Annotated in this window: 23 protein-coding genes and 1 pseudogene; 10 read left to right on the forward strand and 14 right to left on the reverse strand. The window is 63.7% G+C overall.

Translation table 11 applies throughout. The features are described 5' to 3' along the window. The first annotated feature begins 62 nt into the window (after positions 1-62). From NOV72_RS23610 to NOV72_RS23630, 5 genes are all read left to right on the forward strand, one after another. Complete coding sequence (locus NOV72_RS23610) at positions 63-851, forward strand: alpha/beta fold hydrolase (RefSeq protein ID WP_106856975.1); 789 nt, start codon at positions 63-65, stop codon at positions 849-851. Positions 852-987: 136 nt separating this feature from the next. Continuing rightward, on the forward strand, positions 988-1245 hold the full coding sequence (locus NOV72_RS23615; RefSeq protein WP_008351849.1) for a BTH_I0359 family protein: 258 nt from the start codon (positions 988-990) through the stop codon (positions 1243-1245). A 229-nt stretch (positions 1246-1474) separates the two neighbouring features. Beyond that, complete coding sequence (locus tag NOV72_RS23620) at positions 1475-2536, forward strand: homocysteine S-methyltransferase family protein (protein WP_106856976.1); 1062 nt, start codon at positions 1475-1477, stop codon at positions 2534-2536. A 1-nt stretch (position 2537) separates the two neighbouring features. Continuing rightward, on the forward strand, positions 2538-5276 hold the full coding sequence (gene metH / locus NOV72_RS23625) for a methionine synthase (RefSeq protein WP_281261822.1): 2739 nt from the start codon (positions 2538-2540) through the stop codon (positions 5274-5276). Between the two features lie 141 nt (positions 5277-5417). Further along, positions 5418-5624 carry a hypothetical protein gene (locus NOV72_RS23630; protein WP_035497479.1) on the forward strand — a complete coding sequence of 69 codons (207 nt, stop codon included), beginning with the start codon at positions 5418-5420 and terminating at the stop codon, positions 5622-5624. Positions 5625-5727: 103 nt separating this feature from the next. Here NOV72_RS23630 and NOV72_RS23635 read toward each other — a convergent pair whose 3' ends face one another. Beyond that, a complete protein-coding gene (locus tag NOV72_RS23635; protein ID WP_106857001.1) occupies positions 5728-6054 on the reverse strand; it encodes a DUF1840 domain-containing protein in 327 nt (108 codons plus the stop codon). A gap of 259 nt (positions 6055-6313) precedes the next feature. On the opposite strand from NOV72_RS23635, the gene argS reads away from it, so the two are divergent. From argS to NOV72_RS23655, 4 genes are all read left to right on the forward strand, one after another. After that, positions 6314-8098 (forward strand): arginine--tRNA ligase, encoded by a 1785-nt coding sequence (argS, locus tag NOV72_RS23640; RefSeq protein ID WP_106857002.1) that lies wholly within the window; start codon positions 6314-6316, stop codon positions 8096-8098. 136 nt (positions 8099-8234) lie between these two features. Further along, positions 8235-8984, forward strand: a complete 750-nt coding sequence (locus NOV72_RS23645) for an SPOR domain-containing protein (RefSeq protein ID WP_106857003.1) — start codon at positions 8235-8237, stop codon at positions 8982-8984. A 134-nt stretch (positions 8985-9118) separates the two neighbouring features. Then, a complete protein-coding gene (locus NOV72_RS23650; protein WP_106856977.1) occupies positions 9119-9766 on the forward strand; it encodes a thiol:disulfide interchange protein DsbA/DsbL in 648 nt (215 codons plus the stop codon). Positions 9767-9783: 17 nt separating this feature from the next. Then, positions 9784-10557 (forward strand): SDR family oxidoreductase, encoded by a 774-nt coding sequence (locus NOV72_RS23655; protein ID WP_106856978.1) that lies wholly within the window; start codon positions 9784-9786, stop codon positions 10555-10557. A gap of 86 nt (positions 10558-10643) precedes the next feature. Here the strand turns inward: NOV72_RS23655 and NOV72_RS23660 are convergent, their stop codons facing one another. The 13 genes from NOV72_RS23660 to motA all read right to left on the reverse strand — a co-directional run bounded on the left by NOV72_RS23660 (position 10644) and on the right by motA (position 23826). Then, positions 10644-11951: a DUF3443 domain-containing protein gene (locus NOV72_RS23660; RefSeq protein ID WP_106856979.1), complete on the reverse strand. Its 1308-nt coding sequence runs from the start codon at positions 11949-11951 to the stop codon at positions 10644-10646. Between the two features lie 17 nt (positions 11952-11968). Further along, positions 11969-12499, reverse strand: a complete 531-nt coding sequence (locus NOV72_RS23665; RefSeq protein ID WP_106856980.1) for a DUF2844 domain-containing protein — start codon at positions 12497-12499, stop codon at positions 11969-11971. Between the two features lie 251 nt (positions 12500-12750). Continuing rightward, complete coding sequence (gene cheZ / locus NOV72_RS23670; protein ID WP_181291150.1) at positions 12751-13464, reverse strand: protein phosphatase CheZ; 714 nt, start codon at positions 13462-13464, stop codon at positions 12751-12753. 2 nt (positions 13465-13466) lie between these two features. After that, positions 13467-13862 carry a chemotaxis response regulator CheY gene (gene cheY, locus NOV72_RS23675; RefSeq protein ID WP_106856981.1) on the reverse strand — a complete coding sequence of 132 codons (396 nt, stop codon included), beginning with the start codon at positions 13860-13862 and terminating at the stop codon, positions 13467-13469. 50 nt (positions 13863-13912) lie between these two features. Next, entirely contained in the window at positions 13913-15010 is a 1098-nt protein-coding gene (locus NOV72_RS23680) for a protein-glutamate methylesterase/protein-glutamine glutaminase (protein WP_106856982.1), read from the reverse strand. Next, positions 15007-15741: a chemoreceptor glutamine deamidase CheD gene (gene cheD / locus NOV72_RS23685; protein ID WP_106856983.1), complete on the reverse strand. Its 735-nt coding sequence runs from the start codon at positions 15739-15741 to the stop codon at positions 15007-15009. The genes NOV72_RS23680 and cheD overlap by 4 nt, the downstream gene beginning before the upstream one ends. Continuing rightward, on the reverse strand, positions 15738-16661 hold the full coding sequence (locus NOV72_RS23690; RefSeq protein WP_106856984.1) for a CheR family methyltransferase: 924 nt from the start codon (positions 16659-16661) through the stop codon (positions 15738-15740). The genes cheD and NOV72_RS23690 overlap by 4 nt, the downstream gene beginning before the upstream one ends. A gap of 158 nt (positions 16662-16819) precedes the next feature. Continuing rightward, positions 16820-18643, reverse strand: coding sequence for a methyl-accepting chemotaxis protein (locus NOV72_RS23695; protein ID WP_106856985.1), 1824 nt, complete (start codon positions 18641-18643; stop codon positions 16820-16822). Positions 18644-18665: 22 nt separating this feature from the next. Then, positions 18666-19184: a chemotaxis protein CheW gene (gene cheW / locus NOV72_RS23700; protein ID WP_106856986.1), complete on the reverse strand. Its 519-nt coding sequence runs from the start codon at positions 19182-19184 to the stop codon at positions 18666-18668. Positions 19185-19201: 17 nt separating this feature from the next. Further along, entirely contained in the window at positions 19202-21451 is a 2250-nt protein-coding gene (cheA, locus tag NOV72_RS23705; protein ID WP_106856987.1) for a chemotaxis protein CheA, read from the reverse strand. 57 nt (positions 21452-21508) lie between these two features. Further along, positions 21509-21886 carry a response regulator gene (locus NOV72_RS23710; protein ID WP_035497461.1) on the reverse strand — a complete coding sequence of 126 codons (378 nt, stop codon included), beginning with the start codon at positions 21884-21886 and terminating at the stop codon, positions 21509-21511. 67 nt (positions 21887-21953) lie between these two features. Further along, positions 21954-22952, reverse strand: a complete 999-nt coding sequence (motB, locus tag NOV72_RS23715) for a flagellar motor protein MotB (RefSeq protein WP_106856988.1) — start codon at positions 22950-22952, stop codon at positions 21954-21956. A 13-nt stretch (positions 22953-22965) separates the two neighbouring features. Continuing rightward, positions 22966-23826: a flagellar motor stator protein MotA gene (gene motA, locus NOV72_RS23720; protein ID WP_106856989.1), complete on the reverse strand. Its 861-nt coding sequence runs from the start codon at positions 23824-23826 to the stop codon at positions 22966-22968. A 359-nt stretch (positions 23827-24185) separates the two neighbouring features. On the opposite strand from motA, the pseudogene NOV72_RS32065 reads away from it, so the two are divergent. Continuing rightward, a pseudogene (locus NOV72_RS32065) lies at positions 24186-24798 on the forward strand (hypothetical protein); the annotation flags it as partial.

A 24798-nucleotide genomic window follows, 5' to 3' on the forward strand; every position in this document is an offset into this window, starting at 1 on the left:
CGCGGCATTCCATGCAGTCAATCGGAAACAGCATCGCAAACCGCAATTCTCACGGAGCCGATATGCAGTTGACGATCAATCGCATCGATACCCGTTATGTTCTCGACAACGAAGGCGGCGGTCCGTGGCTCGTCTTCATCCATCAGCTTGCCGGCGATCTCTCTGTCTGGGACCAGATGGCCGGCTACTTCCGCCACGGGTTCACCGTTCTGCGCTACGACTTGCGCGGCCACGGCGAATCGGGCGTTTCGCCGGATTCATTCACCATCGACGATCTCGCCGACGATCTCGCGCAGTTGCTCGACAAGCTGGGCGCGCCTTCGGCGCATGTGGTCGGGCTGTCGATCGGCGGCATGGTCGCGCAGAAGCTCGCGATCAACCATGCGGACAAAGTGGAATCGCTGACTGTCGTGGGCGCGCCGGCCTTCATTCCCGAGGACGCGCGTCCGACATTCGCGCGACGGGCAGCCTCCGTGCGCGAACGCGGCACAGCGAGTATCGTGGAAGCGACGCTCGAACGCTGGCTCACGCCCGAATTCCGCAAGGCGCATCCTGAAGTGGTCGAGCAGATCGGGGATACGATCGCGCGCACGCCCGCCGAGGGTTTCGCGCGCGCTGCGGCAGCCGTGAGTCGTTTCGATGCGCGAGACGCATTGCCTTCTGTGAAGAAGCGCACGCTCGTCGTCGCGGGTCAGCACGATGTTGGCACGCCGCATGCTGCTTCAAAGTTGGTTGCAGACGCGGTGCCGGGCGCGCGATTCGAATTACTCAACGCGGCGCACCTTTCACCGGTGGAGGAATCGCAGCGGTTTTCCGCGCTCGTGGCGGGCTTTTTACGCGATTCCACCTGATTCTCCTGTTTTTGTTGCAGAAGAAAGCCTCGATACAACCGGCATCACGTCGAGGCCACCCCTTGAATTCCAACCCAGTCGCTCCAACTAAGCGTCAGGATTGCCACGGAGCAAACAAGGAATAAGGAGTGTCGCCATGCAAATGATCTACAACAGCCCCAACTACTGCGTCGTCGAATTTCCGCCGCAAGACAACCATCTCGCCATGAAGGCGGGCGGCTACGAAATCGTCGACAAGAACACGCAGCGGGAGATTTTTATCGACGGCGCGCTCGCCGCGAAGTTTCGCGAGCACGTGCAGCAACTGATCGCGGAGGAGCCGTCGCTCGAGGATGTCGATGAATTCCTCGGTCAGTTCGATATCTTGATGAATCAACCCGTCGTGCTCCATTGATGCATGCACGCGCGCGGGCGGCTCGCAGCCGCTTGCGTCCGCCGCCGCACGAATCCGCGGCCCAGGCGACACTCGCCACTCCCCGAAGACCCCGCCCTGAAACGGCGGGGTTCTTTTTTGCCGGCCACAAACGCGCAAACGCGCCGCGCGCCCGCCCGCCGGAGGCGGCCGCTCCGCGCTGCGGCTACAATGTCAGGCTATTTCACATTTGGTGCAGGCCTCGCCCGTCATGACCCAGAACGCCCTTCCGAAAGCCCCCGTGCGCGCCTATACACGCGGCGCCGCGCTGCCCGCGCTGCTGCAAAAGCGCATCCTGATTCTCGACGGCGCAATGGGCACGATGATCCAGCGCTACAAGCTGGACGAGGCCGCGTATCGCGGCGAGCGTTTCAAGGACTACGGCCGCGATATCAAGGGCAACAACGAGTTGCTGTCGATCACGCAGCCGCAGGTCATCCGCGAGATTCACGAGCAGTATCTGGCGGCGGGCGCGGACATTCTGGAGACGAACACGTTCGGCGCCACGCGCGTCGCGCAGGCCGACTACGGCATGGAAGACCTGGCCGCGGAAATGAACCGCGAGTCGGCGAAGCTCGCGCGCGAAGCCTGCAATCAATATTCGACGCCCGACAAGCCGCGCTTCGTCGCCGGCGCGATCGGACCGACGCCGAAGACCGCGAGCATTTCGCCCGACGTGAACGATCCGGGCGCGCGCAACGTCACGTTCGACGAACTCCGCGATGCGTACTACGAACAGGCGAAGGCGCTGCTCGATGCGGGCTGCGACCTGTTTCTCGTCGAAACGATCTTCGACACGCTGAACGCGAAAGCCGCGCTGTTCGCGCTCGATCAATTGTTCGACGATACCGGCGAGCTCGTGCCGATCATGATCTCGGGCACCGTCACCGACGCCTCGGGCCGCATTCTGTCCGGGCAGACGGTGGAAGCCTTCTGGAACTCGCTGCGTCACGCGAAGCCGCTCACGTTCGGCCTGAACTGCGCGCTGGGCGCGGCGCTGATGCGCCCGTACATCGCCGAGCTTTCGAAACTGTGCGACACCTACGTGTCCTGCTATCCGAACGCGGGCCTGCCGAATCCGATGAGCGACACGGGCTTCGACGAAACGCCGGATGTCACATCGGGATTGCTGAAGGAATTCGCGACGGCGGGTCTCGTGAATGTCGCGGGCGGCTGCTGCGGCACGACGCCGGAACACATCGCGGAGATCGCGAAAGCGCTGGCCGAAGTGAAGCCACGCACCTTCCCCTCGCAATATCGCGACGCCGCCTGACATCAAGAAAGAGATCCACGACATGACCGATCACACGATGCGTCTCTCCGGCCTCGAGCCTTTCAACGTCAACGACGACACGCTCTTCATCAACGTCGGCGAGCGCACGAACGTGACGGGCTCGAAGGCGTTCGCGCGCATGATCCTGAACGGCCAGTTCGACGAAGCGCTGGCCGTCGCGCGGCAGCAGGTCGAAAACGGCGCGCAGGTCATCGACATCAACATGGACGAAGCCATGCTCGATTCGAAAGCCGCGATGGTGCGCTTTCTGAATCTGATCGCGTCGGAGCCGGACATCGCGCGCGTGCCGATCATGATCGACTCGTCGAAATGGGAAGTGATCGAAGCGGGCCTGAAGTGCGTGCAAGGCAAGGCGATCGTCAACTCGATCTCGCTGAAGGAAGGCAAGGAGCAGTTCGTCCATCACGCGAAACTGATCCGCCGGTACGGCGCGGCGTCGGTCGTGATGGCGTTCGACGAGAAAGGCCAGGCCGACACGTTCCAGCGCAAGACGGAAATCTGCAAGCGCTCCTACGACATCCTCGTGAGCGAAGTCGGCTTCGAGCCGGAAGACATCATCTTCGATCCGAACATCTTCGCGATCGCGACGGGCATCGAAGAGCACAACAACTATGCGGTCGATTTCATCGAAGCCACGCGCTGGATCAAGCAGAATCTGCCGCACGCGAAGGTGAGCGGCGGCGTGTCGAACGTGTCGTTCTCGTTTCGCGGCAACGACCCCGTGCGCGAAGCGATTCACACCGTGTTCCTGTATCACGCGATTCAGGCGGGCATGGACATGGGCATCGTGAACGCGGGCCAGCTCGGCGTGTATGCCGATCTCGACGCCGAATTGCGCGAGAAGGTCGAAGACGTCGTGCTCAATCGCCGCGATGACGGCACGGACCGTCTGCTCGAAGTCGCCGACAAGTTCAAGACCGGCGCCGCGAAGAAGGAAGAAAACCTCGAATGGCGCAACCAGCCGGTCGAGGCGCGGCTGTCGCACGCGCTCGTGCATGGCATCACGAATTTCATCGTCGAGGATACGGAGGAAGTGCGTCAGAAGATCGACGCCGCCGGCGGACGTCCGATCAACGTCATCGAAGGGCCGTTGATGGACGGCATGAACATCGTCGGCGACCTGTTCGGCGCGGGCAAGATGTTCCTGCCGCAAGTCGTGAAATCGGCGCGCGTGATGAAGCAGGCGGTCGCGCATCTGATTCCGTTCATCGAAGAAGAAAAGAAGCGTCTCGCCGATGCCGGCGCGGACGTGCGCCCGAAGGGCAAGATCGTCATCGCGACCGTGAAGGGCGACGTGCACGACATCGGCAAGAACATCGTGTCGGTCGTGCTCCAGTGCAACAACTTCGAAGTGGTCAACATGGGCGTGATGGTGCCCTGCGCGACCATCCTCCAGAAGGCGAAGGAAGAAGGCGCGGACATCATCGGGCTTTCCGGTCTGATTACGCCAAGTCTCGAAGAGATGGCTTACGTCGCGTCGGAGATGCAGCGCGACGACTATTTCCGCGGCAAGCAGACGCCGCTGCTCATCGGCGGCGCGACGACTTCGCGCGTGCATACCGCCGTGAAAATCGCGCCGCACTATGAAGGGCCGGTCGTGTATGTGCCGGATGCGTCGCGGTCGGTGTCGGTTGCGTCGAGCCTGCTGTCGGACGAAGGCGCGGCCAGATATCTCGACGAACTGAAGAGCGACTACGACCGCATCCGCACGCAGCACGCCAACCGCAAGGCGCAGCCGATGGTCACGTACGACGCGGCGCGCGCCAACAAGACGAAGATCGACTGGAGCGCGTACACGCCGAAGAAGCCGAGCTTCACCGGGCGGCGCGTGTTCAAAAACTATGACCTCGCGGATCTGGCGAACTACATCGACTGGGGTCCGTTTTTCCAGACGTGGGATCTCGCGGGCCCGTATCCGGCGATTCTCAACGACGAGATCGTCGGCGAGTCGGCGCGGCGCGTGTTCTCCGACGGCAAGTCGATGCTCTCGCGCCTGATTCAGGGCCGCTGGCTCACGGCGAACGGCGTCGTCATGCTGCTGCCCGCGAACACCGTGAACGACGACGACATCGAGATCTACACGGACGAGTCGCGCTCGCAGGTCGCGATGACGTGGCGCAATCTGCGTCAGCAGAGCGTGCGCCCGGTCGTCGATGGCGTGATGCGCCCCAACCGCTCGCTCGCCGATTTCATCGCGCCGAAGGATTCGGGCGTGAAGGACTACATCGGCATTTTCGCGGTGACGGCGGGCCTGGGCGTCGACAAAAAGGAACAACAGTTCGAAGCCGATCACGACGACTACAGCGCGATCATGCTGAAGGCGCTCGCCGACCGTTTCGCGGAAGCGTTCGCCGAAGCGCTGCACGCACGCGTGCGCCGCGATCTGTGGGGCTATGCGTCGAACGAATCGCTCGACAACGATGCGCTGATCGCGGAAAAGTATGTCGGCGTGCGTCCGGCGCCGGGTTATCCGGCGTGTCCGGATCACCTCGTGAAGCGCGATATGTTCGAAGTGCTTCAGGCGGACGAAATCGGCATGAGCGTGACCGAATCGCTCGCGATGTTGCCGGCGGCGAGCGTGTCGGGCTTCTACATCGCGCATCCCGACAGCACGTATTTCTCGGTGGGCAAGATCGGCGACGATCAGCTCGCGAGCTACGCCGAGCGCATGGACATTTCGACCGCCGATGCCGAACGCGCGCTCGCGCCGCTGCGCTGACGTTCGGAGAACATATTCCGCGCGTGATAGCGGGAATATGCACGGAACCGGCGGGAAAATTTTGGTTTCCGTAGACTTGTCAGCGCGAAAAGCCGTCGCCATGACGGCCCACGCACACTTATCGTCAACGGAGAAAGTCGCATGAAGAAGATGACGTCCGCCGTAACCGTAGCGATCGCCGCGGCTTTGCTCGCAGCATCGAGCTCCGCTGCTTTCGCGCAAGCGAGCAGCACTCAGGCGTCTTCCTACTCGCCGCCGCAGTCGGAGCACAAGAAGAAGCCGAAGAAGCCGAAAAAACCGCATACGCCCGCGAAACCCGCAGGCGCGGAAAGCGGCCAGTCGCAGTAATTCGCAGCATCGCGACCGAAGCCGTCAGACGTTTCATCGGAAGAAAAAAACCCGCATCGGCAACGATGCGGGTTTTCGTTTGTCAGCCTGCCGAAAGCGTGAATCAGACGCCCCAGAGAATGTCCGTGTTGTGCTTCTGCGCGAGGCGCAGCATGTCCAGAAACGGATAGGCGCGCTGCGCGAGCCCGATGGGAATCTCGTGCGGCTCGTGGCCTTCCTCGCCTTCGTGGAAATGTCCGTCGTGCTCGGCGCGCACCTTTTTGTCGGTGACGACGGCCGCTTCGAGTTTCTGAATGGCCGAAGGCACTTCTTCGTGCGTGATGACGCCGCGCTCGTTGAGCTGTTTGCCGATGATGCCGAGCAAATATTCAGCGAGGTCTTCGAGCATCATGACATCCGGTGCGGCCGGGGTTTTGAATGTGATGAGCATGGCATGGTCCTTTTGTTTATGTTGGGTCATGGGCGGTTTGCAAAACGAAACGCGCAGACGATCCGGTCTCCCTGACAACATGACGACACCCTGATTCGACATATTAGCACCTGCTAAAATCCCCACTTTATGTGGTAGCCGGCTCCGTTCGGCTGCGAACATCACCTATCGGGCCGACGCGTCGCAAAGTCGCCCGTCCGAGTCGATGCAGACGCCGGCACGCGCCCGTCAGCTCCCGCTCCACTGGATCACATTCAGCATGCTGCCCGCACATAAACTCACTCTCGAAACGCTCATCACCGACGCGGTCCAGCAGGTCGCGCAAGCCACTCAAGGCGCCAGCGAAGCGGCCTTCGTCGCGCCCACGATCGTCCTCGAACGACCGAAGGTCGCGGCGCACGGCGACGTGGCATCGAATGTCGCGATGCAGCTCGCCAAGCCGCTGCGCGCGAATCCGCGCCAGCTCGCGCAACAGATCGTCGATGCGCTGCTCGGCCTTCCGGCGGCGAAGGGTCTCGTCGAGAGCGCCGAAGTGGCGGGTCCCGGCTTCATCAATTTGCGTCTTGCCGCCACGGCGAAGCAAGCCGTGATCCCGGCCGTGCTGGGCGACGGCGCGCGCTTCGGCCGCTCGACGCGCGACGCGGGCCGGCACGTCCTCCTGGAATTCGTTTCCGCGAATCCGACGGGTCCGCTGCACGTCGGCCACGGCCGTCAGGCCGCGCTCGGCGACGCGCTCTCGAACCTGCTCGAAACGCAGGGCTACGACGTGCATCGCGAGTTTTACTACAACGACGCGGGCGTGCAGATCGCCAACCTCGCCGCGTCGACGCAACTGCGCGCGCGCGGCCTCAAGCCGGGCGATGCCGAGTGGCCGGAAGCCGCGTACAACGGCGAGTACATCGCCGATATCGCGCGCGACTACATGGCGGGCGCAACCGTCGCGGCGAAAGATGGCGAGCCGGTCAAGGGCAAGGGCGACGTCGAGGATCTCGACGCCATTCGTCATTTCGCGGTCGCGTATCTGCGTCACGAACAGGACATGGACCTGACCGCGTTCGGCGTGAAGTTCGACCAGTTCTATCTGGAGTCGTCGCTGTACAAGGAAGGCCGCGTCGAGAAAACGGTCGCGTCGCTCGTCGATGCGGGCAAGACCTACGAGCAGGACGGCGCGCTGTGGCTGCGCACCACCGACGACGGCGACGACAAAGACCGCGTCATGAAGAAGTCCGACGGCACTTACACGTATTTCGTGCCGGACGTCGCGTATCACGTGACCAAGTGGGAACGCGGCTACACGAAGGTCATCAACATTCAGGGCTCGGACCATCACGGCACCATCGCGCGCGTGCGCGCCGGCCTGCAAGGACTGGGCGTCGGCATTCCGAAGGGCTATCCCGACTACGTGCTGCACAAGATGGTGACCGTCATGCGCGACGGCCAGGAAGTGAAAATCTCCAAGCGCGCGGGCAGCTACGTGACCGTGCGCGATCTGATCGAATGGTCGGGCGGACTCACGCCGGGCCACGAGACCGCGCCCGACCAGATCGACGAAGAGACCATTCGTCGCGGCCGCGACGCCGTGCGCTTCTTCCTCATTTCGCGCAAGGCGGATACCGAGTTCGTGTTCGACATCGACCTCGCGCTCAAGCAGAACGACGAAAACCCGGTCTACTACGTGCAATACGCGCACGCGCGCATCTGCACGATTCTCGGCGACTGGAAGGACCGCTACGCCGGCGACGTGTCGAAGGCCGCACAGGCCGACCTCTCGCCGCTGTCGAGCGATCGCGCGATGGCGCTGCTCAACAAGCTCGCCGAGTATCCGGAAATGCTCGCCCACGCCGCCGAAGAACTCGCGCCGCACGCGGTCGCGTTCTATCTGCGCGACCTCGCTGGCGAATTTCACTCGTTCTACAATGCGGAGCGCGTGCTCGTGGACGATGAGAAGGAACGCACCGCGCGCATCGCGCTGCTGGCGGCGACTCGCCAGGTCCTCGAAAACGGTCTCGCGACCATCGGCGTTTCCGCTCCTCAAAAGATGTAATCGCCCGCTGCCCCGCTGTGCGCGCCGAAATTAGGATTTTTCGGCGTGCGCAGGCGGGAGCCTGGCGCTGGCGTGTCTCGACCCACGGCTATAATCGTCGCCCAACCAGAAGACTCTCTCGCAGGTGATTCATACGATGGCAAAACCACGCCGCACATCGAAGCAGTCGAAGCAAACCGGGGGAACGTTTATCGGCATCGTGCTGGGCCTGATCGTCGGCCTCGCGATCGCCGTGATCGTCGCGCTGTACATCACGCGCGCGCCCACGCCGTTCGTGGCGAAGGTCGCGCCGCCGTCGGATGCCAACTCCGCGCCCGCCGCCGCGCAGCCGTACGATCCGAATCGTCCGCTGCAAGGCAAGACGCCGGGCCAGGCGGTGCCGCAAGCTGCGCAGCCCACGCCGCCGAACACCGCGCCGGGGCAGACCAACAATCAGACGCAGTCGTCGGGCATGCTCGACGAGCCGCAGATCGTCGAAGTGCCGCCTTCGGGCACGACGGCATCCGCGCCGAAGACCGCGAGCACGGCGCCGGCGAAGAAGCCCGAAGCCGCGCCGAACGCAACGAGCAACGCGACCGCCACGCCGCCGAAGGGCGGCTCCGCGCCCGCCACGGCGAAGGCCACGCCGCCCGCGCCCGGCGAACCGAACACCGGTTATTTCCTGCAAGTGGGCGCATACAAGACGCAGGCGGACGCCGAGCAGCAGCGCGCGCGACTGGGCTTCCAGGGCTTCGAATCGAAGGTCACGCAGCGCGATGCGGGCGGCGTGACGTACTATCGTGTGCGCATCGGACCGTTCGCGAAGTTCGAGGACATGAACACCGCGCGCCAGCGCCTGTCCGATGCGGGCGTCGATACCGCCGTGATCCGTTTCTCGAAGCAATAACGCAGCAAACGCCTGGGCCGCCGCAAGGCGGCCGCCCGGACGCTCCGGCATTTAAGGGTGGTTTAAGCGTCGTATGTCCCACTTACGGACCCGTTTCTATTCCGTCGCGTATCCATTGCGTACCCTCTTCAATCATGAAAAAAATCTTTAGCGCGTTGGCTCTTTCCCTTGGCATCGCAGCCGCGTCGATGAGCGTCGCCAGTTCGGCGATGGCCGCGCCCGCCGCCGGCAAGGACTACACGGTGCTGGAAGCGCCTCAGCCGATCGCGTCGCCCGCGGGCAAGGTCGAGGTCATCGAGTTCTTCTGGTACGGCTGCCCGCACTGCAACGAGTTCGAGCCGTATATCGAGGCATGGGCGAAGAAGCAGGGTCCGGACGTCGTGTTCAAGCGCGTGCCGGTGGCCTTCCGCGACGACTTCATCCCGCACTCGAAGATGTATCACGCGCTCGACGCGCTCGGCGTCTCGGAGAAGGTCACGCCGGCCGTGTTCAACGAGATCCACGTGAAGAAGAACTATCTGCTGACGCCGCAGGCGCAGGCGAACTTCCTCAAGACGCAGGGCGTCGATCCGAAGAAGTACATGGAAGCGTATAACTCGTTCTCGACGCAAAGCGCGGTGCAGCGCGACGCCAAGCTCCTGCAGGACTACAAGATCGACGGCGTGCCGACGGTCGTCGTGCAGGGCAAGTACGAAACCGGTCCGGCGATGACCAACAGCCTGCCGGCCACGACGCAGGTAATGGACTTCCTCGTCCAGCAAGTCCGCGACAAGAAGCTGTAAATCCCGCACGCGCCCGCATGACCGGAGTTCGTTTGAAAGTCTTCATCACCGGCGCGTCGAGCGGCATCGGCCTCGCACTGGCCGAAGAATACGTGAAGCGCGGGGCCGTGCTCGGCCTCGTCGCCCGTCGCGCCGACTCTCTCGCGGCCTTCGCGGCCCGCCATCCTCAAAGCTCCATCTCGATCTACCCCGCCGACGTGCGCAACCCCGACGCACTCGCCGATGCCGCGCGCCGCTTCATCGCGGAACATGGCTCGGCGGATGTCGTCATCGCGAACGCGGGCATGAGCGGCGGCGCGCTCACGGGCCACGGCGATCTCGACGCGTTCCGCACCATCATGGACGTGAACTACTTCGGCATGGTCGCGACGTTCGAGCCCTTCGTCGCGTCGATGACGGCCGCGCGGCGCGGCACGCTCGTCGGCATTGCGAGCGTCGCGGGCGTGCGCGGATTGCCGGGCGGCGGCGCGTATAGCGCGTCGAAATCGGCGGTGGCGAAGTATCTGGAAAGCTTGCGCGTCGAGATGCGGCCGCTCGGCGTGGCCGTCGTCACGATCGCGCCGGGTTACGTGCGCTCGGAGATGACCGCGCACAATCCGTATCGGATGCCGTTTCTCATGGACGCCGAGCGCTTCGCCGCGAAAACCGCCGACGCGATCGAGCGCAAGGTGCGCTACGCGACCTTTCCGTGGCAGATGCGCATCGTGGGCATGCTGATGCACGTGCTGCCGCGCTGGCTTTACGACGCGCTCGCCGAGCGCGCGCCACGCAAACCGCGCGTGGGCGAGTGATAAAAAAATGGCTGCGTAAAACGCAGCCATTTTTTCATTCGCGGACCGCCTGACCGGAATCGGTCTCCGGTCAGGTCATCGCTACATCAGAACGCGACGTACGCCGGGCTGTTCGGCATCTCGAATCCGACATACACGTGCCGCCCGTAGAAGAACGGCAAGCCGAAGTCGAAGAAGTTCGACATGCCCAACTGGCCACCGAGGCTGTTGAAGGCGAACCGGGTTTTGCCCGAGGTCAGCGTGCTCGCATTTCCGAGCAGGAACGGAACGGCCGCGCTGTTGCCTTCGGTGCCGGTGATGGTCGTCGAGAGCGACTGCTGCGAGCTCGGACAATAGAACGCCGACGAACTCGAGCACTGCGGGAAACTGTCCCGGAAGAAGTTTCCGTTCGAGCCGGAGTCGAAGAACGTTTTGTACGTCCTTCCCTTGTACACGCCACTGAGGTCGCCGTACGGGTCCGTGCCGTACTTCGTCACGCCGCTGACCGTGTTGTTGCTCTGCGTGCCGATGCCGAATATCAACACGCCGCTCGCACTGGCCGCGCCGCCATCGGGAACCGGCGGCAACTGCACGATCACGCCGTTGTTGTTGACGGCGAACTTCGTGACGGGATTCGTCACCTGCTGCGCGAGCGGCACGGCGACGGCCGTGCAATTCGCGCCGTTGCTGCACGAGAAGTACATCGCGTTCAGCGCCGTGGTCACGCATCCGGTGCCGCAGTCGTACGTCTGCGGGCCGATGCCGAGAATGCCGTTCGCGCCGATGTCGCCGACCTCGTTCTCATCGTTGCCGGACGGACAGCCGTTATCGCCGGTCGGCGCCGACGATGCGCTCAGGTCGCCGATGATCTGGATCGGCACGCTCGACGCGACTTCCGTGCCGATCTTCACGTCGGCGGTGCGCACGGTGCCCCACGTGAAGCCGTCGGCGAAGCCCGCGCATTCGGCGAGTTGTCCGCCGTTCGACGCGCTCGAAACAGGCAGGCTGCCAAGCACGGACTGCGCCGCCGATCCGAGAACGCGCAGGCCGAAGGACGCCGTATCGACCTGAATGTTGTCGATCTGCTTGCAGACCGACGAACCCGGCGCGCATATCGTCACCGAGACGTTCGGAATGTTGACGAAGCCCGCGACGCCGCTGTTGACGTTGATCGGCACGGCGTTGGTGCCGTTGGCCGCGATCGGCTGCGCATTCGCGCCGCTGGTGGACGAACTTCCGCCGCCCGAACCGCCCGAACCGCCCGACGAGCCGCTGTTGCTGGAACTGCTGGAATCGTCGCCGCCACCGCCGCAGGCCGCGAGCATGACGGAGAGAAAGAGCACGCCGAGCCAGCGGGCCAGGCCGCCGCGACGGAGTGAAGAGAAGGCGGGATGGCCGAGTGTCGTTCGCTGCATACTGAGTCTCCCGTCGCTTACTGGATATCGCTGGCGGACACGCCGGCGGGCAACGATTGCGGCAGATACGCGCTGCCCGCGAACGAGCCCATGTGGCCGCCCGATTCCACGACGAGCCCGGAATCCTGCACGCTCACCGGACCACGGCCGCCGCGCGCCGCGCGCTGCGCCTTCAGGCCCTGTTGATATTGCGGAAAATAGCTGCCGAGCAGGCTGGCGAGATCCGGCACACGCGGACCGTGCCACGCGACGCCGAATACGACGCCCTGCGCGGACAGGTATTCGTTGATGATCGTGCCGCTCGCGAGCGTGGTCGTGTGAACGGTGTAATTCGACGCCGATGTCGACGATGCGTTCGACGCACCGCTTGCGACCGCCGCCCGCGCGACCGCGGTCGTGGACGCGGTGGCGGCGCCTTGCGGCGCGGCCATCGGCTCGCCGCCGAGCACTGCGTAGGCGGGCGCTGCCGCGCACACGCCGAGCGCGCCGGCGATGATCGCGAGCGCGCTTACAAGATGCCCATGACGGGATTGCTTCGGTGCCTTCACTGGGCCTCCTATCGGTTACCGGTCGGCCGCGTGCCCCTTGCTCGCGGCCGGCGCTGGACGATTGAGTGACAGATGCGCCACCGCATTTCGCCCCTGTTTGTCGAGCGCGAATACCATCAGTATGCCAGCCACGAGGAATAGTCCTAACGTTCGCAAACGCACACAATAAAAAACGCGAAGCGCAATGGTATGCGCTTCGCGTGTGTTTGCAACGCTGAGTACGTCGAAGTTACGACAACTTACAAAATGCCTCAGAAGCCGAGACTCGCCAGCAAATCGTCCACCTGCGACTGATCCTGCACGACGTCGCTGCGCCCTTCCGGATTGATCTGCGGTCCGTTGAGCAGGCTTTCCGGACTGCCCGTCGACGACGACATCAGCGCCGCCGCCGACGCCGCGAACTGCTCGCGCCGCTCCGGCGCGATATTTTCGAGCAACACACCCAGCAATTGCTGCTCGATCAGATACACGACGTCCGTAATCTTCTTGATCACCTGGCCGGTCAGATCCTGGAAGTCCTGCGCGAGCATGATTTCCAGCAATTGCGCGTTGGTGGCCTGAGTGCGTTCCGGCACGCTCTGCAGGAACGTGCGCGTTTGCGCCATCAATTCGCCCGCTTCGCCCTGTGCGAGCGGCGCGTCGTACCATTTGGCCCAGCGCGCGTCGAGCGCCTGCGCTTCCGTCTGCATCGCTTCCTGCATCGGCTTCGCGAGTTCGATCGCGTTGAGCGCGCGCTCGGCGGCCTGCTCGGTCATCGTGGCGACATATTTCAAGCGGTCGCGCGCGTCGGGAACGGCTTGCGCGGCGGCTTCCACCTGTTTGTCGAGGCCGAGCTCGCGCATCGAATCGCGCAAGGTGCGCGTCAGTTGCCCGATGCGCGCGAGGATGCGATCGCTCGACGGATCGCCCTCGATCTCGGCCGCCGCGGCGACCGCGGCGGCGAATTCAGTGGTCAGATCGTTCACGATCAGCTCCCCGCTTTGGCCATCTTCTCGAGAATCTTGGTGAGCTTCTCGTCGAGCGTGGCGGCCGTGAAGGGCTTCACCACATAACCGTTCGCGCCCGCCTGCGCCGCCGCGATGATGTTCTCCTTCTTCGATTCCGCCGTCACCATCAGCACCGGCAGATGCGCGAGCGTCGCGTCGGCGCGGATCTGCTGGAGCATCGAAAGGCCGTCGAGATTCGGCATGTTCCAGTCGGTGATCACGAAGTCGAAACCGCCGCCGCGCAGGCGCGCGAGACCCGCCGCGCCGTCTTCGGCTTCGTCGACGTTGCCGTAGCCCAGCTCCTTGAGCAGGTTACGCACGATACGGCGCATCGTCGGAAAATCGTCGACGACGAGGATCTTCATGTTCTTGTCCATCATTACTCCCTTGAGTTCTCAATGCGGCGGCGCCGCTTAATCCAAAAAGTTCAGACGCGCTGCACGCGTTCGCCCATCGAGGCAAGCCGCGCCATCACGCGCCGGCTCATTTCAGAGAGCGGCGCGATTTCGCTTGCGCCGCCCATTGCAATCGCTTCGCGCGGCATCCCGAACACCACGCAACTCGCTTCGTCCTGCGCGAGCGTGTACGCGCCCGCCTGCTGCATGTCGAGCAGACCGGCGGCGCCGTCACGGCCCATGCCGGTCAGAATCACGCCGATGGCGTTCTTGCCCGCGTGCTGCGCCGCCGAGCGGAACAGCACGTCGACCGAAGGCCGATGCCGGTTCACCGGCGGCGCATCCGACAGATGCGCGACATAGTTCGCGCCGCTTCGCGCGAGCACGAGATGCGCGTGGCCCGGCGCGATATAGGCGTGACCGGGCAGCACGCGCTCGCCGTGCTCCGCTTCCTTCACGGTGATGCGGCACAGCCCGTTCAGGCGCTGCGCGAACGACTTCGTGAAGCCCGGCGGCATGTGTTGCGCGATCAGCACCGCGGGCGCGTCGGGCGGCAGCGGCACGAGCACTTCGCGGATCGCTTCCGTCCCGCCCGTCGATGCGCCGACGATCACGAGCTTTTCCGTCGACACGAGCGGGTTGTTGAAATGCGGCGCGGGCTTGTGCGCCGCCGCGTTCGCGGATGCGCTCGCCGCATGCGTGGCCTGCTTCACGCGGGCGCGCGATGCGGCGCGGATCTTGTCGGCGAGCTTTTCGGCGTAGTCGAGCATGCCGTCGCGAATGCCGACCTTCGGCTTCGTGACGAAATCGACCGCGCCGAGTTCCAGCGCGCGCAGCGTGATTTCGTTGCCGCGCTCGGTCAGCGACGACACCATCACGACCGGCATCGGCCGCAGGCGCATCAGCTTCTCCAGGAAGTCGAGGCCGTCCATGCGCGGCATTTCGACGTCGAGCGTCAGCACGTCCGGGTTATGCAGCTTGATCAGCTCGCGCGCGACGAGCGGGTCCGGCGCGGTCGCGCACACGTGCATGTCGGGCTGCGAGTTGATGATCTCGGTCATCAGGCTGCGCACGAGCGCCGAGTCGTCGACGCACAGCACCTTGATCTTCGGCGCGTGGGTGAGTGTCATGCTTCCTCCACGGTTCTCATGCGCGACGTGAACAGTTCCGCGCGCGGGCGCTTCACGTTCGACGCATTCGTCGTGAACAATTCCACGCGGGGCTTCGCGCCCGTCGCGTTCGACTGGAACAATTCGACCCGCGCACGCGCCTTCGCGAGCCGCTCGGCGCGTTCTTCGGGCGTGCGCTGCACGAGCGCCTGCTCGCGCTCGACCACGACCGGATCGTGCGCGGTCTTCAGCTTCTTGACCATCACCTGTCCGGAGCGCGGCATGAACGCGACCTTGCGCGGATGCGCGCCCTGCAAATCCTCGGCGACGATGCGAATCTTCTCCAGCGCGAGATAGCGCCTCACGAACTCCGAATTGCGATCGCCGATATTGATGGTCGTCATGCCCGCGAGCACCGCGCCGCCGCCGAAGACTTTCGCTTCGAAACGCTCGCGCCGGCCGCCGCGCTTGATGAGCTCGTTGATGAGCACTTCCATCGCGTAGGCGCCGTAGCGCATCGAGTCGGACGCGGCATGCGACGCGTCGGAGCCGTCGTCGGGCAACATGAAGTGATTCATTCCGCCGATGCCCGCCGTGCGGTCGTTGATGCACGCCGCCACGCACGAGCCGAGCACGGTCACGAGCACCATGTCCTCGCTCGTCATGTAGAACTCGTTGGGCAGGAGCTTCACGCCCGGCTTCTTGAAATGATTGTCGAAATAGAGGTTCGACGCGATCGGCAGTGCGCTCATGCCGCCTCTCCCGCGAGCGCGCGCGGCGGTTTGGCCGCCGCCTTCATGTCGCGCGACAGCTCATAAACGGTCTGGCCGCGCAGCCTGAACGCCTGCGACACATACGTGAAGTTCTCCGAATGGCCCGCGAACAACAGCGCGCCCGGCTTCATCAGCGGTTCGAAGCGCGACAGCACCTGGCCTTGCGTCGGCTTGTCGAAGTAGATCATCACGTTACGGCAGAAGATCACGTCGAACGGGCCTTTCACGTCGTAGCGCGCGTCCGTCAGATTGACGCGGCCGAAGTTCACCATCGCGCGCAATTCCGGGCGCACTTTCACGAGGCCCGCGTGCGCGCCGGTGCCCTTCAGAAAGAAGCGCTTGAGACGCTCGACCGGCAGCGCCTTCACCTGATCGAGCGAATACACGCCGGCTTCGGCCTTCGCGAGCACCTGGCTGTCGATGTCGCTCGCGAACACCGTGCACTGGCGCGCCGCGTGTTCGCCCAGCGCTTCGACGAGCGTCATCGCGATGGAATACGGCTCTTCGCCCGTGGACGCCGCCGAGCACCACACCGAAAACGGCTGCTGACGGCGCTTCACGAACTCCGCGAGAATCGGAAAGTGATGCGACTCGCGAAAGAACGCCGTGAGGTTCGTGGTCAGCGCGTTGACGAACGCTTCCCATTCGGCGTGGTCGTCGTTCGTTTCGAGCCGATCGAGATACTGCTTGAACGTATCGATGCCGCAGGCGCGCAGACGGCGCGCGAGGCGGCTGTACGCCATGTCGCGTTTGTGGTCCGACAGCGAGATGCCCGCGCGCCGGTGAATCAGCTCGCGAATGCGGGCGAAATCCGCCGCCGTGAATTCGAAATCGCGCTCGACGTCCGGACCGCGCACACTGCCGGCCAGCTCGATACGCGGGTTGCGCGTTGCCATCATGATGTTTCGTGCTTCCTTGACACCCTTAGCGGCGCCCGATGTGGCGCGTTCTTCGCGCTCGACCCTGCGGACTCGCGCATTCCGTGCGTTTCGGTGAAACGACGGCTATCGATCGTGATGCGCGATGCCTGCATGGCCGTGTTCGTCTTCGGATTCGGTTAGAAGGTTTCCCAGTCGCCGTCGTCGGCGGTGGTCGCCTTGGCGCGCGGCGCGGGCTTCGCGACGGCCGCCGGCTTGGCCGTCGGCTTGCTCGCTGCTGCCTTCGCTGATTCCTTCGCTGTTTCCTTATTAACGGCCGCTTCCGGCGCAACTTTTGGCGTCTCGACGGACTTCGCTTTCGATGCGTGCGCAACCGACGAAGGCTCGACACGCGCGGCCGGAGCAAGGCGCGCCGCCGCCGCCGATGCGCTCGCGCGCACCGGTGCGGCGCTTTCCAGGCGCCATTGCGCGACCACGCCCTTCAACTGGCGCGTCTGCTCTTCGAGCGAGGCCGCAGCCGCCGCCGCCTGCTCGACGAGCGCGGCGTTCTGCTGCGTCACGCTGTCCATCTGCGTGACGGCGCGGTTGACCTGCTCGATGCCGTCGGACTGCTCTTCCGACGCCGCGCTGATCTCGCCCATGATGTCGGTCACGCGGCGCACCGCCTGCACGATCTCGCCCATCGTCTGGCCGGCGCGCGCGACGAGTTCCGTGCCGCTGTCCACTTTCGCGGTCGAATCGCCGATCAGTGCCTTGATTTCCTTCGCCGCCGCCGCGCTGCGTTGCGCGAGCGAGCGCACTTCGCCCGCGACCACCGCGAAGCCGCGGCCTTCCTCGCCCGCGCGCGCCGCTTCGACGGCCGCGTTCAACGCGAGAATGTTGGTCTGGAACGCGATGCCTTCGATCACCCCGATGATGTCGACGACCTTGTTCGAGCTCGACGCGATGGCGTGCATCGTCTCCACGACCTGCTCGACGACTTCGCCGCCGCGCGACGCGATATCCGACGCGTTCACCGCGAGCTGGCTCGCCTGGCGCGCGTTGTCGGCGTTCTGCTTCACGGTGCTCGTCAGCTCTTCCATGCTCGACGCCGTTTCCTGCAGCGACGCCGCCTGCTCTTCCGTGCGCTGCGACAGATCCGTGTTGCCGCTCGCGATTTCACGCGCGCCGACATCGATCGATTCCGCGCCGCGATGCACCGAGCCGACCATCGCGGTCAGGTTGGCGCGCATGCGCTCGATGCCCGCGAACAGGCGGCCGATTTCGTTGGTCCTGTCGGTGTGCGCGGACTGCGTGAGATCGCCGCGCGAGATGCGGTCGAAGTGATCGACGGCATCGTTGATCGGCTTCACGATCAGGCTGGAGAGCGTCATGTGCGTGCCGATCAACATCAGCACCGCGAGCACGAGCACCGCGCCGATCGTCATGTTGAGCGCCGCGATATGCGAGGCCGTGCTCGCGCGCGAACGCTCCGCGTGCTCCTGATGCGAGGCCACCGCCGCCGTCACGGCCTGATCGAACGAGACGAACATCGGGCTGATCTTCGTGTCGGCGATCGCGTGATACGCAGCCATGTCGTTCGCGCGGATCGCGGCGAACTCCGGCTCCACGCCGGTCTTCACGAGCGCGTCGCGCTGGGCGACGAGCGTGTCGAGCGTTTCCTTCGGCAGCGTCGGCTTCGGCGTGTCGAGATAGAGCTTCCAGTTTTCGTTGCTCTTGTCGAGCAGATACTGGCCGCGATCGATCGCCTTCTTCGCTTCTTCCGTGCTGCCCGCTTCGGTGAGCGAGCGCACGCGGTCGAGCGTGACGCGCGAGCGCAGCAGATACGACGACGTTTCCGAGAGCGCGCGCATCGCGACCAGGTCTTCCTGCGCGAGCGACGCCAGCGACGCGCCGGCGGAATTGAGCCCGGCGAGCGCGAGCCCGCCGATCAGCGCCGCGCATCCGGTGAACAGCAGGGCGACGAGCGTGAGCGTCGTGCGGATCGACAACTTCTTCAGCATGGCTTCTTTCTCGCTTCGCTCGTTATGCGGCGACGGAGTCGATCAACTCCATCTCGCGGCTCGTCATGAGCTTTTCGATGTCCATCAGGATCAGCATGCGGCCGTCGACGGTGCCGAGGCCCGTCAGATATTCCGTCGCGAGCGTGCCGCCGAATTCCGGCGCGGGCATCACCTGTTCCTGCGTGAGCGTGAGCACGTCGGAGACGCCATCGACCACCATGCCGACCACGCGATGCGCGACGTTCAAAATGATGACGACCGTCTGGTTGTCGTACTCGACGCGGCCCAGATTGAACTTGATGCGCATATCGACGATCGGCACGATGATGCCGCGCAGATTGATCACGCCCTTGATGAACGCGGGCGCGTTCGCGATACGTGTAACGTTGTCGTAGCCGCGAATTTCCTGCACTTTCAGGATGTCGATGCCGTATTCCTCGGCGCCGAGCGTGAACACGAGAAACTCTTGTCCGGCGGCTTCGGCGTGCTGTGCGTCACGTCGCGAAGGCGCCGCGGTATGAATCGTTTGGACGTCTGCCATGAAAGGCTCCTTCGGTGTTAGTGAGAGTGCGCGCCGTGCTGTGCGCGCGATTCGCGGTTGAGCGCGGCCACGTCGACGATCAGCGCGACGCTGCCGTCGCCCAGGATGGTCGCGGCGGAAATGCCGTGCACCTTGCGGTAATTCGTTTCGAGGTTCTTCACGACGACTTGCTGCTGGCCGACCAGTTCGTCGATCAGCATCGCGAAGCGGCGTCCTTCCGTCTGCATGATCGTGACGATGCCCTGCGTCGGCTCGGTGCGCGCGCCTTCGACGTCGAACACGCGATGCAGCGCGACGAGCGGCAGATATTCGCCGCGCACGCGCACGACGCGCTCGCCGTTCGCGACCGTGTAGATGTCTTCGGCGACCGGCTGCAGCGACTCCATCACGAAGTTCAGCGGCAGAATGAAGATCTCGTTGCCGACCTTCACCGACATGCCGTCGAGAATCGCGAGCGTGAGCGGCAGCACGATCTTCGTCGTCGTGCCCGCGCCCTGGCGCGACATGATTTCGACGTGGCCGCCCATCGACTGGATGTTGCGCTTCACCACGTCCATGCCGACGCCGCGGCCGGAAATGTCGGTGACCTGTTCGGCGGTCGAGAAGCCCGGCATGAAGATGAGTTGCCAGACTTCTTCGTCGCTCATCGATTCGGAAACCTGCATGCCCTGCTTCTGCGCCTTCGCGAGAATCTTGTCGCGGCGCAGGCCCGCGCCGTCGTCGCTCACTTCGATCACGATGTTGCCGCCGTGATGCGCCGCCGACAGCACAAGCTGGCCGGTCGTCGACTTGCCCGCCGCGCGGCGCGCTTCCACGGTTTCGATGCCGTGATCGAGCGAATTGCGCACGAGGTGCGTGAGCGGATCGATGATGCGCTCGATCAGACTCTTGTCGAGCTCGGTCGCCTGACCGAACGTGACGAGTTCCACTTCCTTGCCGAGCTTGCCGGCGATATCGCGCACGAGGCGCGGGAAGCGGCTGAAAACATAATCCATCGGCATCATGCGGATGGACATGACGGCTTCTTGCAGATCGCGCGCGTTGCGTTCGAGCTGCGCCATGCCGTTGAAAAGACGGTCGTGCAGGGCGGGATCGAACGTGCTCGTGGTTTCCGCGAGCATCGCCTGCGTGATGACGAGTTCGCCCACCAGATTGATGAGCTGATCGACCTTCTCCACGCCGACGCGAATCGAGCTGCCTTCCGCCGATGCGGCCGCCTGCGGACGCGCTTTCTTGTCGGCGTCGCCGGATGCGGCTTTTTGTGTTTCGCGTGACGGTGCAGCGGCCGGTTCTCCGGCCGCTGCCGTCGTTTCTTGTGTGATGGCCGCGGATGCAGGCGCGACTTCGGCCTGCGATTGCTTCGGCTCTTCGTGTAGCGCGGGTTGCACTGCCGGTACTGCTGGCGCTGCTTCGGCGGATTGCGCCGCCGCGTCGCCACGGCCGATCGCGATCTGCTTTTCATCGATCACGAAACAGCACACGGCGACGATATCGTCGGCCGGGACGTCCGAGTCGAGCCAAACCACGTACTCGGCGTCCGTCTTCTTTTCTCCGACGATGCTTCCCAGATTCCCCAGCTCCTCGGTCAGAGTCGCCAGGTCCTTCTCGCCCACCCCCCGTAGCGTAATTTTCAGGTGGGGTCCTGCTTCCGCCGCCGGCGCGCCGGCGGCGGTTCCTGCATTCAGACTTCCATCGGTGAGTTCGAACGCGCCGTCCCAGTTGCCGTCGTCCTCGATCGCGTCCGCTGCCTGCGCGATCACATGCGCGGGCGGCGCGTTCGGGCCTTCGTAGGCGGGCGCGACGTTCACCTTCGCCGCGTTGCTGTCCGTGCCCGGCAGCGCGGGCGGCTCGATCTGACTCGCCGGGCCGCCTTCGGCCTGCTCGTTCTTCAGGCGTTCGAGCTTCGCGCAGATCGCCGCGGCGGCGGCCGCATCCGGCTCCGCGCTCGCGCGATACGCGGCAAGCTGATCCGAGAGCACGTCCTTCGTCGCGAGAAACGTGTCGATCATGTCGCGGCGCAGGACGAGTTCGTTGTTGCGCGCGCGGTCCAGCAGCGATTCGAGGATGTGCGTCGTTTCGGTGAGCGCGGTGAAGCCGAACGTCGCCGCGCCGCCCTTGATCGAGTGCGCCGCGCGAAAGATCGCCGCGAGGTCTTCCGGATCGGGATTCGCGATGTCCAGAACGAGCAGCAGTTGCTCCATCTGCGCGAGCAGTTCATCCGCTTCGTCGAAGAAGGTTTGATAGAACTGGGTAATGTCGAGTGTCATGCTTGAGTCACCGTCGGCGCGTAGGTGCGCGGGTTGTCTTTTGCTGTGGCTTTCGCTTCAGTGCTGCGTGTCTTCCGAGAGCGCGGCGACCAGTTCGGTCAGCAGGTCCGGATCGAGCGGCTTCTCGATCCAGCCTGTCGCGCCCGCCGAGCGCGCCGCGTCCTTGAACGGCTCGCCGCCTTCGGTCGTGAGGACCAGGATCGGCGTCGCCCGGTAGGCGTGGTTCGCGCGCAGCGCCACGATCAGATCGAGCCCGCTTCTGCCCGGCATGTGCTGGTCGGTCAGAACCAGATCGAAGCGCTCCGCGAGCGCCCATTCCAGCCCTTCGTCGCCGTCCGACGCGACGGTCACTTCGTAACCCGCCGTCGCCAGCGTCGCCGAGAGGATTTGCCGCATCGCGGCTGAATCGTCGATTGCCAGAATGTTCTTGATCATGTTTGTCTCTTGCCGTGATGACGGTCGAAACGTGTCGAGTCTTGAGCCTGTTTTTCGAGCAATTTGCTCAGTGCGCCGCGGGTTTTGCCGCGATGCCGGGGATAAGCTGGCCGAGCGCCGTCGCCGGCGCGCCGTCCGCGTCCGTGCCGTTGTCGAGCGTCGCGCCCGGCGAGCCGTCGTCGCGCAGCATCGACATTTCCGTCTTGCGGTTGAGCACGATGACGCTGATGCGCCGGTTCTCCGGATCGAGCGGATCTTTCTTGTTCAGGTTTTGCGTCGACGCGAGTCCGAGCACGCGCATCACCTTCACTTCGTCCATGCCGCCCGAGACCAGCTCGCGCCGCGACGCGTTCGCGCGGTCCGCCGACAGTTCCCAGTTGCTATAGCCTTTCTCGCCGCCCGCGTACTTCACGGCGTCGGTGTGCCCCTGAACGACGATGCGGTTCGGCACGTCGTTCAGCGTTTTGCCGATCTCGCGCAGGATGTCGCGCATATAGGGCTGCACGGCGTCGCTGGAGAGCGCGAACATCGGGCGCTTCTGCGTATCGACGATTTCGATGCGCAAGCCCTGCTGCGTCGACTCGATGCGGATCTGCTGCTTGAACTGGCGCAGCGTCGGATTGGCTTCGATCGCGGCCATGAGCTTGACCTGAAGATCGTGCAGGCGCACTTGCTCGCGCCGTTCGAGCTCGCCTTGCGCGGCCTTGAGCAGTTCCTCGTCGGTGTCGGACGAGGCGCGCTGGGCGAGCTGCGTGCTGCCGTCGGATTTGCGCGACGCGCCCGCTACGTTGCTGGAGATGTCGCGCCCGCCGCCGGTGAGGATGCTGTTGTCCATGCCGACGGACTTGCCGCCGACCATCGCCGCCTTGAGCGGCATCTGGAAATACTCCGCGATCCCGCGCCGCTGGACCGGCGAGGTCGAAGAAAGCAGCCACATCAGCAGGAAGAACGCCATCATCGCGGTCATGAAGTCCGCGTAGGCGAGCTTCCACGCGCCGCCGTGATGGCCTTTCTTGCCGGCGACCACGCGCTTGATGAAAATCGGGCGACCGGAATCGTTGCTCATCGCTGTGCTCCGGTCACTTCGACTTGACCCGGCGCACGTGTTCTTCCAGTTCGGAGAACGACGGACGTTCCGTCGAGAACAGCACCTTGCGGCCGAATTCCACCGCGATCGCGGGCGCGTAGCCGTTCAGGCTCGCGAGAATCGTCACCTTGATGCACTGGAACATCTTGGTCTGCTCCGCGACGCGCTGTTCCGCGACGTTCGCGAGCGGCCCGATGAAACCGTACGAAAGAAGAATGCCGAGGAAGGTGCCGACGAGCGCCTGCGCGATCATCTCGCCGAGAATCGCGGGCGGCTGATCGGCGGAGGCCATCGTATGCACGACGCCCATCACCGCCGCGACGATGCCGAACGCGGGCATCGCGTCGCCGACCTTGGTCAGCGCGTGCGCGGGCGCTTCGCCCTCGACGTGATGCGTTTCGATTTCCTCGTCCATGAGGCTTTCGATTTCGAACGCGTTCATATTGCCGCTGACCATGAGGCGCAGATAATCCGTCAGAAACTCGACGATGTGATGATCGTCGAGAATCTTGGGGTACTGGCTGAAGACCGGGCTCTTCGCGGGATCTTCGATATCCGCTTCGAGCGCGAGCGTGCCTTCCTTGCGCGCCTTCGCGAGCAGCACGTAAAGGAGGCCCATCAGCTCCATGTACATGGTCTTGTCGTACTTCGCGCCCTTGAAGAGCGTCGGCAGGACCTGAATGGTCGCCTTGATGGTCTTGACGTTATTGCCGAGGATGAACGCGCCGACACCCGCGCCCGCGATCATCAGAATCTCGACCGGCTGCATGAGCGCGCCAAGGTGCCCGCCTTCGAGCGCGTAACCGCCGAATACGGACAGCAATGTCACGAGCGATCCAACGAAAATCAGCACAGTCGAGTCCTCAAGTTTGATGCGGGATGACCGCCTTGAGTGGGTTTACGGCAATGGCCGGGGGAATCTTGAGCGGCGGAATGCGGGGGGACGTGGACCGGTCGGCTGTCCGTGCGAACGCGCGACGGGGACGGAGCTTTGTCACGAAGGAACGAAAGAGCAGAGATGGTTTATTACAAACATATTATTAAACAGTGCTTACTATCGTTGTTACAATTAACTGACACGATTATTTTCAGCTAGAACCATTCCTAATTTGCGAGTGGCGCGTCCGCATGTCAGACACGACTTTCTCACGAGAAAGGAATCGAGGTCTGGCTCATTTTCGTGTCATTTCTAAATAATGATTTGAACTCAAAATGAAATCACGAAAACTTGGCATCACGCAGTTAATAAGATTGTGCTGTATTATTCCTGCACTTCTCATCGCTGCCTGTGGCGGTTCAAACGACGGTGGCGTGGGCGACACTGCTACCGCAAAATCCGCGCAAAACGGTTCAGCTCAGGCGGTCGCACATAATCTCCAGGGTTATCCGGCGATGTCCGAGCGTTGGCCAGGGGGAATTGATTCCGTGGTGGAATCTACGACGTCACCGTATTATCACGATCCAGAATCTTCCCTCTGGTTCGTCCGACAATATGGTAGTAAAGATCACCCGGAGATTCACGTCTGCTGGGAAATGGGCGCAGACGAATTCGCGCAAAGTGCCACTAAACGTGAAATCGTGAGGAACGTGATCGCGACTACCTGGGATCCCATCGTCACGGACCACGACGATGGATTCTATACGACTATTAACCCCATCTTCCGCCGTTGGACCCGTTGCGACGAAGTTTCCCCATTACCTCGCAATTTGGTCCGGATTCGGGTTGCAGATGAAATTCCGCATACTACCGGCCTCGGAAAAAGCCTGAACAATAAAGTTGGCGGTGTCACGCTGAACTTCACTTTTGATTCAATGAAGAACGGTG

Source organism: Caballeronia novacaledonica (genome assembly GCF_900258035.1).
Lineage (GTDB): Bacteria > Pseudomonadota > Gammaproteobacteria > Burkholderiales > Burkholderiaceae > Caballeronia > Caballeronia novacaledonica.